We start from the raw sequence: 9,212 nt of genomic DNA, 5'->3' as shown, positions 1-9,212 counted from the left end.
CCAGGAGTGGGGCTTCGCCCACTACTCAGCCGCCACCGACTCCTACACCGACGCTCTCCTGCACACCGGCGCCGACGTCGGCCACCCCAACGACGCCTTCGACACCGCCGCCATCGTCCACCTCGCCGACCACGAGGCGTGACCGCGCCCAGCCCGCCCAACCGGCAAAGGACCTGCGACGCGCTGCACTAGGGGCCTGTCCGGTCGATCAGTTGATGGGCTGATCGACCGGACCCGGTTGAAGAGCAACCGCCGGTAGCCGAGGGGAATCCCACCCCTCGGCTCTCACAGATCCGTGCGTAACGATCTCTCGTTACACAGCTCTTGTCGTTCTGATCACCAGGCCGATGTGGCTCGACGCCGACACATGCTCGCCCCTTGCGGCCAACGGTCCTCGCCGCAAGGGGCGAGCCTCACAGCATATGGACAAGCGGCGAGCGGGTCGGTACCCCTGGGTGGCGCGCAGCGGCAGGCCCCCTCCCCTCCGCCCGGTCCAGGGCGGAGTGACGCAGAAACGCACTTCGCATTGCCTGAACGCCGGCCACGGACCCGCCCCGCACATCGCACCGCCTGAACCTCAGCCACCCTCCAACGGCCTTGGCTCCCAGCCGAGTTGGGAGCACAGCGTGCCGTGGAGGAGGTCGGGATCGACGAGGCGGCGGTCCGGTTGAGGCGCGCAGCGCCAGTTCAGGGGCCAGGTGACGCCGGTGAGCGCGGGGATGCCGACGTAGGCGTCGCGGCCGCCGGATCCGAGACGGGTGGTGCCCGGTGGCCAACTGCGGCCTGCGGTACTCCCGGTGGGAACGAGGAAATACATCCAGCGACAGCCCGCCGACTCCCCCACCACCGGGCCGGGTTTGCCGTTCGTCAGGGCTTCGAGACGCGTCGCCAACTCCTCGCCGACCCCTTCGGCGACCCGGGCCGCGTCGAAGTAGACGCCCGCCATACGGAGCCGATGACCAGAAACCGGCAGCCAGGGATGCACGACGTTTACGCGGTTACCTTCTGTGTTCATAGCTCCACTGTCAGCAGGCGCGGCTAGCCTGAACAGGGCCGGAACCTCGACAGCGAGTGGGTGGGGATTCAGGTTGAACTGCCCAGGTGACGTGTGGAATCGAGCCGAACGGTGTGGGGTGGCGGGAATAGGCCAAAGCGCGGGAGCAGCGCGGTACTTCGGCGAGCTGTTGCGCTCGTTCCGCAAGTCACGGGGGCTGACGCAAGCCCAGTTGGGTGACCTCGTTCACGTTTCCGGCTCCTACGTCAGCGCCGTGGAGACCTGCGAACGGATCCCCTCCCCCGAGTTCATCGCGGCTGCGGATGAGGCGCTGGACGCGGGCGGCCTGCTGGCGATCGCCACCGAGCACTTGGCCCACGACCGGTACCCGGCGTTCTTCAAGGACTTCGCGAAGTTGGAGGCGGAGGCGCTGAGCGTCTCGTCGTACAGCACACACATGCTCAATGGGCTGCTGCAGACGGAAGCGTATGCGCGGGCAGTGATCGACTGTGAATATCCTCCATTGGATGAAGAAGAGATCGACCGGCTGGTAGAGGCCCGCCTGGCCCGACAGCCACTGTTCGTACGGAAGCCCACTTGTTTGCTGCACTTCGAGATCGAAGAGACGGTGCTGCGCCAACGAGTGGGCGGCTCGGAAGTCATGCTCGATCAGTACGACCACCTACAGCGTTGCTCGCAGATGCGAAACGTCTCCCTGCAGGTCATGCCCACGGACAGGGGCGCTCACGCTGGGCTCAACGGCCCCATGACACTGATCGAGACACCTGGGCCCAAGCATCTTGCCTACTTGGAAATCCAGGAGACCAGCCACCTGGTTTCCGACCCGGACGACGTCGCCCGGTATGCCCAGCGTTATTGCGATGATCCGGACTCAGGCCCTGGGACTTGAGGAATCCGTGGCCCTGATCAAGGAGTTGGCGTCACAGCTATGAACGACCTGGTCTGGTTCAAGTCCAGTTACAGCGGTTCCAATGGCGGCGAGTGCGTTGAGGTCGCCTGCGACTGGCGCAAGTCCACCCACAGTGGCGGCAGCGGCGGCGACTGCGTCGAGGTGGCGATCCACCCCACCACCGTCCACATCCGTGACTCCAAGGACCCGCAGGGCCCGGCTCTCGCCGTGCCTGCCGCCTCCTGGGCCGCGTTCGTCGCCTTCGCTGCCGCTCAGCGCAGCTGAGGAACCGGAAGCCCGGGTTTCAGACCCGGGCGTGGGTGGTGATGTCGGCGGTGAACTCGGCGATGACGGCTGGGGTCACGGTCGGGCGGCACTGGCGGAGGGCGGCGATGTAGTCGTCGGTGCTCGCGCCCGCTTCGGCGTGGTCGCGTTCGAAGGCCGCCTGGGCGGCGCTCCGGGCCGCGTGCTCGATGTCGGCCGGGGTGAACAGCTCGCTTGCCGCGACCAGCGCGTCCAGGTCGATGTCGGCGCGCTGGGCTGAGTAGCGCGACCAGATTGCCGCACGGGCGGCCGCGTCCGGGGTGCCGATGGGGACCAGGTAGTCGAACCGGCCCGGGCGCAGGAAGGCGGGGTCGAGGGAGCGGATGGAGTTGGTGGCGCAGACCAGCAGCCGCTCGTCGCGCTCGCGGAAGCCGGGGATGAGCTTGAGGAGTTCATTAGTGACGCCGTGCATGCCCGGCTCCGCGCGTTCGCCGCGCACGGGGGCGATCTCCTCGACTTCATCGATGAAGACCAGCACCCGTTCCAGTTCCGCGATCCGGGCGAAGGCCGTGCGCAGTGCGGCGGCGAGGTTGCCCTCGTCCGCGAGGCGGGAGGGCAGCAGTTCGACGAAGGGCCAGCCGAGGCGGGAGGCGATGGCGCGGGCGAAGGTGGTCTTGCCGGTTCCGGGCGGGCCGAACAGGGTGATGGCGCGCGGTGGGGTGACCCCGTGCCGGGCGGCGCGTTCGGGCTCGGCCAGCGGCAGGACGATACGGCGCTCGATCAGGTCTTTCTCCGCCTCCATGCCGGCGACCTTGCCCCACAGATCACCGGAGAGCACCCGGCCGCCCAGCTCCTCCAGGAGGTTCGCGGCGGTGCCGGTGGCCGGTTCGGCCTTCTCGAAGTAGGCGACGGCGGGCCGCCGTGTGTAGCCGGCCTTCCGCAGCCCCTCGCCGAGCAGCTCCTCCTCCGCCAGTACGTAGGCGATGCGGCGCACCCGGGCCTCGATCAGCCGGCGTTCGAGCTCCATCAGCAGTGCGCTGGCCAGGCCCCGGCCGCGCCAGGCCGGTGCGATGGCGATCCGCATCACCCAGGCCCGGCCGCCGGAGACATGGGCGAGCGCAGCGCCGATGGGCTCGCCGCGGTGGACGGCGACCACCGCGGGCTGGCGGGAGGTCAGGGCGCTGATGCACTCGGCGAGGGAGAAGACGGATTCCTGGCCGAGATCCGCCGTCGTGTCGATGAGATGGACGACCGCCGCCAGATCGTCCTCGCGGTAGTCATGGATGAGCCAGTTCACGCGCCGCTCCTCGCCTCGGGTGGTTCCGGAGACGCTAGATCGTCAGCGGTGGACGGTCGTGCTCCATCGCGGACAACGACGCGGCGGTAACCGTACGAACCGGAAGCGGTGCGGCCGGCGGGGTCCGGCTATGACGGTTACCGGCTGTGGCGGTTACCGGCTGTGGCGGTTACCGGCTGTGGCGGTTACCGGCTATGACCGTTCTCCGCTGCCGTTCGGCTGCGCTGAGCCGATCGGTTCCACCAGGACCGTGCCGATGCGGTTGCGGCGGCCGGCCTGGGTTTCGGCGGTGAGGCGCAGCGCGGTGGGCTGGTCGCGGGTGTAGGAGCCGTCCTGCGGGAGTTCGACGAAGGCGGAGGCGCCGGGGATCGGGACGCGGCCGAGGGATTTGGCGAGGAGGCCGCCGACGGTCTCGACGTCGTCGTCGTCGAGTTCGACGCCGTAGAGGTCACCGAGGTCGCCGATGTCGAGGCGGGCGGTGACGCGGTAGGAGCCGGAGCCGAGGTCTTCGACGGGCGGGACCTCGCTGTCGTACTCGTCGGTGATCTCGCCGACGATCTCCTCCAGGATGTCCTCGATGGTGACGATGCCCGCCGTGCCGCCGTATTCGTCGACGGCAACGGCGACGTGGTTGCGCTCCCGCTGCATCTCGCGCAGCAGGTCGCCGGCGTTCTTGGTGTCGGGGACGAAGGTGGCGGGCCGCATGACGGACGAGACGAGGTCGTTCTCGGAGTCGCGGTTGATGTGCACCCGGCGGGCGAGGTCCTTGAGGTAGACCATGCCGACGATGTCGTCCTCGCTCTCGCCGGTGACCGGGATGCGGGAGAAGCCGCTGCGCAGCGCGAGGGTCATGGCCTGGCGGATGGTCTTGAAGCGCTCGATCATCACCAGGTCGGTGCGGGGGACCATCACCTCGCGCACGATGGTGTCGCCGAGTTCGAAGACGGAGTGCACCATGCGGCGCTCGTCGTCCTCGATGAGGGACTCGGATTCGGCGAGGTCGACCATCGCGCGCAGTTCGGCCTCGCTCGCGAACGGGCCGCGTTTGAAGCCCTTGCCGGGGGTAAGGGCGTTGCCGAGGAGAATCAGCAGGCCGGGGATCGGGCCCATGATGCGGGCCAGCGGCAGCAGGACGTAGGACGCCGCCGTGGCCGTGTTGAGCGGGTGCTGGCGGCCGATGGTGCGCGGGGAGACGCCGACGGCGACGTACGAGACGAGCACCATGATGCCGATGGCGACGGCGAGGACCTGCCAGGTCTGCTCGAAGTGCCGGTCGCAGACGACCGTCACCAGCACGGCCGCCGCCATCTCGCAGCCGACGCGGAGCAGGAGCGCGACGTTGAGATAGCGCGTGGGGTCGGAGGCGACGGCCATCAGTTTGGCGGCGCCGCGCCGGTTGGTGCGTACGGATTCCTCGGCGCGGAAACGCGAGGTGCGGGCGATGGCGGCTTCGGCGCAGGCGGCGAGCCAGGCGATGACGACCAGCAGAACGGCGGAGAGGACCATCGCCGTCAGTGCGTGGTGGTCGGAGCGGGCGAGGGGCCCTCGACGCCGTGTTCGGTGCGCCAGCCGTCGAGAATGGCCTTCTGGAGGCCGAACATCTCGGCCTTCTGGTCGGCTTCCTCATGGTCGTAACCGAGCAGGTGCAGCACTCCATGGACGGTGAGAAGCTGCAGTTCCTCGTCCATGGAGTGCTGGGTGGACGCTTCCTCGCCCTGCTTCTTCGCCACCTCCGGGCAGAGCACGATGTCGCCGAGCAGTCCCTGCGGGGGCTCCTCGTCGTCCTTCCCGGGGCGCAGTTCGTCCATCGGGAAGGACATGACGTCGGTCGGACCGGGGAGGTCCATCCACTGGATGTGCAGCTGCTCCATGGCGGCCGCGTCCACGACGATCACCGACAGCTCGGCGAGCGGGTGGATACGCATGCGCTGGAGGGCGTAGCGGGCGATGTCGAGAACCGCCTGCTCGTCGATCTCCCAGCCTGACTCGTTGTTGACGTCGATCGCCATGGTGCGGTGCGGCTACTCTCGGTTAGGGGGTACGGCCTTTGACGCCGTTTGCGGCGTTCCGGTCGTCGAAACGCTCGTACGCATCCACGATGCGCCCCACCAGCTTATGGCGCACGACGTCGGTGCTGGTAAGGCGCGAGAAATGGACGTCCTCGACGCCGTCCAGGATCTCCTGCACCTGTCGCAGCCCGCTCTTGGTGCCGTTCGGCAGGTCGACCTGGGTGACGTCGCCCGTGATGACCATCTTCGATTCGAAGCCGAGCCGGGTCAGGAACATCTTCATCTGCTCGGCGCTGGTGTTCTGCGCCTCGTCGAGAATGATGAACGCGTCATTGAGGGTACGGCCGCGCATGTACGCCAGCGGGGCGACCTCGATCGTGCCGGCGGCCATCAGCCGCGGGATGGAGTCGGGGTCGATCATGTCGTGCAACGCGTCGTACAGCGGGCGCAGATACGGGTCGATCTTCTCGAAGAGCGTGCCGGGCAGGAAGCCGAGCCGCTCACCGGCCTCGACGGCCGGGCGGGTGAGGATGATGCGGCTGACCTGCTTGGCCTGCAGGGCCTGGATGGCCTTGGCCATGGCCAGATAGGTCTTGCCGGTGCCGGCCGGACCGATGCCGAAGACGATGGTGTGCTTGTCGATCGCGTCGACATAGCGCTTCTGGTTGAGCGTCATGGGGCGGATGGTGCGGCCCCGGTTGGACAGGATGTTCTGGGTGAGCACCTGTGCCGGGGTCTCCGTCGCGGGATCGGCCGCGCTTCCGTTCGTGCGCAGCATCGCGATCGACCTCTCCACTCCGTCTTCCGTCATCGGCTGGCCGGTGCGGAGCACCAGCATCATCTCGTCGAAGAGCCGCTGGACGAGGGCGACGTCTGCGGGGGTTCCTGTAGCGCTGATCTCATTGCCCCGTACATGGATGTTGACGGCCGGGAAGGCCGTTTCGATCACACGGAGGAGGGCGTCTCTCGATCCCAGGACCGTCACCATGGGGTGCTTGGCCGGAACGACGAAGTGGGCGCTTGCCTGCGGCTGCTGTGTCGGTGTCTGAGTCATGGGCCGGCTCGGAGGCCTGAGAATCCCACCTTCGGAGGACGACATGGCCGGTGAGGGCCTTGGGATACCAAGGGTACGTCGGAGGCGCGGCTGGCCCGAGGGGTTTTACGCCGTGTTCCCCGGAGGTGCCGGAAGCCGGTCGTTGTTCCCTGGAGGTGCCGGAAGCCGGTCGTCGTTCCCTACTGGCGCCGGAAGCCGATCGTCGGCACCGCTCGGCGCAGCGGCCCCGCTCTGCCGCCGGCCGGCAGCAGAGCGTCGAGGAAGGCGTACCGACGCAGCGCGTCCCGGTCCTGGCCCTCGAGGGACTTGGCCTGCTGCCACCAGGCGGCGATCTCGGTCCAGCCGGGAGCCGACAGCGAGCCGCCGAATTCCTGGACGGACATGGCCGCCGACAGGCAGGCGAAGGCGAGCCGGTCGGCGAGCGGCCAGCCGGCGAGGGAGCCGGTGACGAAGCCGGCGACGAAGACATCGCCCGCGCCCGTAGGATCCAGGGCCTCGATCATCAGTGCCGGGACCTCGGCGGTCTCGCCGGTCGAGGATTCGACGGCATAGGCGCCCTTGGCGCCCAGGGTGACGACGACCAGCGGCACCAGCTCGGCGAGCTTGCGGGCAGCGGCGCGCGGGCAGTCGCTCCGGGTGTAGTGCATGGCCTCGGTGGCATTCGGGAGGAAGGCCGCGCAGTGCTCCAGGTCTGCGAGGTCGGCCGGATCCCAGCGGCCGCTGTCGTCCCACCCCACGTCGGCGAAGATCCGGCTGCCGTGCCGGGCCGCGTGCGCGATCCACTCCTGGCCGGGGCCGCCCGGCTCCAGCGAGGCCACGCAGGCGAGGGCCGGGGGCGGGCACTCGGGGGCGGGCTCCTCGGGGGGCGGGGCCTCATGGCCGTGGGAGACCATCGTGCGCTCCCCCTCGTAGGCCATCGAGACCGTGACCGGCGAATGCCAGCCGGGGATCCGGCGGGACAGGCTGAGATCGATGCCCTCTCCCGCGGCCAGGCTGTCCCAGCAGTAGTCGCCGTACATGTCGTCGCCGAAAGCGGCGGCCAGGGAGGTGCGCAGGCCGAGCCGGGCCAGGGCCGTGGCCATGTTGGCGATGCCGCCGGGGCTGGACCCCATACCGCGCGCCCACGACTCGGTGCCGCGCACCGGCGCGCTGTCCAGGCCGGTGAAGATGATGTCCAGAAAGACACTCCCGGTCAGGTACACATCGGATGCCGGGTCGGCGGGAGAGCGGACCTCGGCCAGCGGGTCGAATACGGGCTGGTCGTCCATGAACAACACTGTGCACGATGACAGTGACAGTGGAGGGCTGGGACGCATGAGACTCGCGATTCTCGGTGGCGGCGGTTTCCGCGTGCCGCTGGTGTACCGGGCACTGCTGGCGGACGCGGGCGCGCCCGGCGCCTGCCACGAGCTGGTGCTGCACGACACCGATCCGGTACGGCTGCGGGTCATCGCGTCCGTGCTGGCCGCGCAGGCGGCCGGGGTGCCGGACGCGCCGGCCGTGCGGATCGCCCGGGATCTGGACGACGCGCTGCGTGGCGCCGATTTCGTGTTCTCCGCGATCCGGGTCGGCGGCACGGCGGGCCGGGTCCGCGACGAGCGGGTGCCACTCGCGGAGGGGGTGCTCGGGCAGGAGACCGTCGGCGCGGGCGGGGTGCTCTACGGGCTGCGGACGCTGCCGGTCGCGGTCGCGATCGCCGAACGGGTGAAGGCCCTTGCGCCCGACGCCTGGGTCATCAACTTCACCAACCCGGCCGGGATGGTCACCGAGGCCATGTCACGAGTCCTGGGCGAGCGCGTGATCGGCATCTGCGACTCCCCGGTGGGGCTCGTACGCCGCGCCGCGCGGGCGGCGGGCACCGACCCGGACTCCCCCACGTTCAGCTACGACTATGTGGGGCTCAACCATCTGGGGTGGCTTCGCCGGATGTCGGACGGTGGTGCGGTCGGTGCCGGTGATTCTGGCGCTTCTGGCGCTTCTGGCGGCGAGGACCTGCTGCCCGGACTTCTCGCGAATGCCGAGGCGCTGAGCACCTTCGAGGAGGGCAAGCTCTTCGGGGCGCAGTGGCTGGCCGCGCTGGGCTCGCTGCCCAACGAATACCTGCACTACTACTACTTCGAGCGCGAGGCCCTGGCGGCGGTGCGGGCGTCCGCCACGACGCGCGGGGAGTTCCTGGACCGGCAGCAGGGGGCCTTCTTCAGCTCGGCCGCCGGGCGGCCCGCCGACGCGTACCCCCTCTGGGACCGCACCCGCCTGGAACGCGAGGAGACGTACATGGCGGAGAATCGCGCCGCCACCGGCGGCTGGCAGCGCGACCCCCACGACTTGGACGGCGGCGGCTACGACCGGGTCGCGCTCGCCCTGATGCGGGCCATCGCACGCGACGAGCGGACCACCCTGATCCTGAACGTGCCGAACGGGACGACGGTGCCCTCGCTCGACGCGGAAGCGATCATCGAAGTGGCCTGCGAGGTGGGCGCCTTCGGTGCCCGGCCGCTGCCCGTGGCGGCACCCACCGAGCACCAGGCCGGGCTGATGCTCACCCTCAAGGCCGTCGAACGCGCGGCGATCGAGGCCGCCGCCACGGGCTCGCGGACGGCGGCCCTGCGGGCGCTGGCCCTCCACCCGCTGGTGGACTCGGCCGCGGTCGCCGGCCGCATCCTGGCCGCGGCGCAGGTCTGATG

9 protein-coding genes are annotated in these 9,212 nt (G+C 69.5%); 3 read left to right on the top strand and 6 right to left on the bottom strand.

Annotation, left to right across the window (positions count from 1 at the left end):
• Window positions 1–577 precede the first annotated feature (577 nt).
• Window positions 578–1,015: a hypothetical protein gene (locus QMK24_RS31075; protein WP_283470171.1), complete on the bottom strand. Its 438-nt coding sequence runs from the start codon at window positions 1,013–1,015 to the stop codon at window positions 578–580.
• Between QMK24_RS31075 and QMK24_RS31070 the strand changes: the two genes are divergently transcribed.
• Complete coding sequence (locus tag QMK24_RS31070; RefSeq protein ID WP_349307941.1) at window positions 1,008–1,904, top strand: helix-turn-helix domain-containing protein; 897 nt, start codon at window positions 1,008–1,010, stop codon at window positions 1,902–1,904. The genes QMK24_RS31075 and QMK24_RS31070 overlap by 8 nt on opposite strands.
• A 39-nt stretch (window positions 1,905–1,943) precedes the next feature.
• A complete protein-coding gene (locus QMK24_RS31065; RefSeq protein ID WP_283470169.1) occupies window positions 1,944–2,189 on the top strand; it encodes a DUF397 domain-containing protein in 246 nt (81 codons plus the stop codon).
• A 19-nt stretch (window positions 2,190–2,208) separates the two neighbouring features.
• On the opposite strand, the gene QMK24_RS31060 is transcribed toward QMK24_RS31065, so the two are convergent.
• From QMK24_RS31060 to QMK24_RS31040, 5 genes are all read right to left on the bottom strand, one after another.
• Window positions 2,209–3,465, bottom strand: a complete 1,257-nt coding sequence (locus tag QMK24_RS31060; protein WP_283470168.1) for an ATP-binding protein — start codon at window positions 3,463–3,465, stop codon at window positions 2,209–2,211.
• 192 nt (window positions 3,466–3,657) lie between these two features.
• Window positions 3,658–4,971, bottom strand: a complete 1,314-nt coding sequence (locus QMK24_RS31055) for a hemolysin family protein (RefSeq protein ID WP_283470167.1) — start codon at window positions 4,969–4,971, stop codon at window positions 3,658–3,660.
• A gap of 5 nt (window positions 4,972–4,976) precedes the next feature.
• Complete coding sequence (gene ybeY, locus QMK24_RS31050) at window positions 4,977–5,474, bottom strand: rRNA maturation RNase YbeY (RefSeq protein ID WP_283470166.1); 498 nt, start codon at window positions 5,472–5,474, stop codon at window positions 4,977–4,979.
• Window positions 5,475–5,496: 22 nt separating this feature from the next.
• On the bottom strand, window positions 5,497–6,528 hold the full coding sequence (locus QMK24_RS31045) for a PhoH family protein (RefSeq protein ID WP_283470165.1): 1,032 nt from the start codon (window positions 6,526–6,528) through the stop codon (window positions 5,497–5,499).
• 179 nt (window positions 6,529–6,707) lie between these two features.
• A complete protein-coding gene (locus tag QMK24_RS31040; protein WP_283470164.1) occupies window positions 6,708–7,796 on the bottom strand; it encodes a carbohydrate kinase family protein in 1,089 nt (362 codons plus the stop codon).
• A 46-nt stretch (window positions 7,797–7,842) separates the two neighbouring features.
• Between QMK24_RS31040 and QMK24_RS31035 the strand changes: the two genes are divergently transcribed.
• Window positions 7,843–9,210, top strand: a complete 1,368-nt coding sequence (locus QMK24_RS31035) for a 6-phospho-beta-glucosidase (RefSeq protein WP_283470163.1) — start codon at window positions 7,843–7,845, stop codon at window positions 9,208–9,210.
• Window positions 9,211–9,212: the final 2 nt, after the last annotated feature.

It is taken from the genome of Streptomyces sp. PH10-H1, from assembly GCF_030063355.1.
Lineage (GTDB): Bacteria > Actinomycetota > Actinomycetes > Streptomycetales > Streptomycetaceae > Actinacidiphila.
This window is presented reverse-complemented; position numbering and strand designations above follow the sequence as displayed.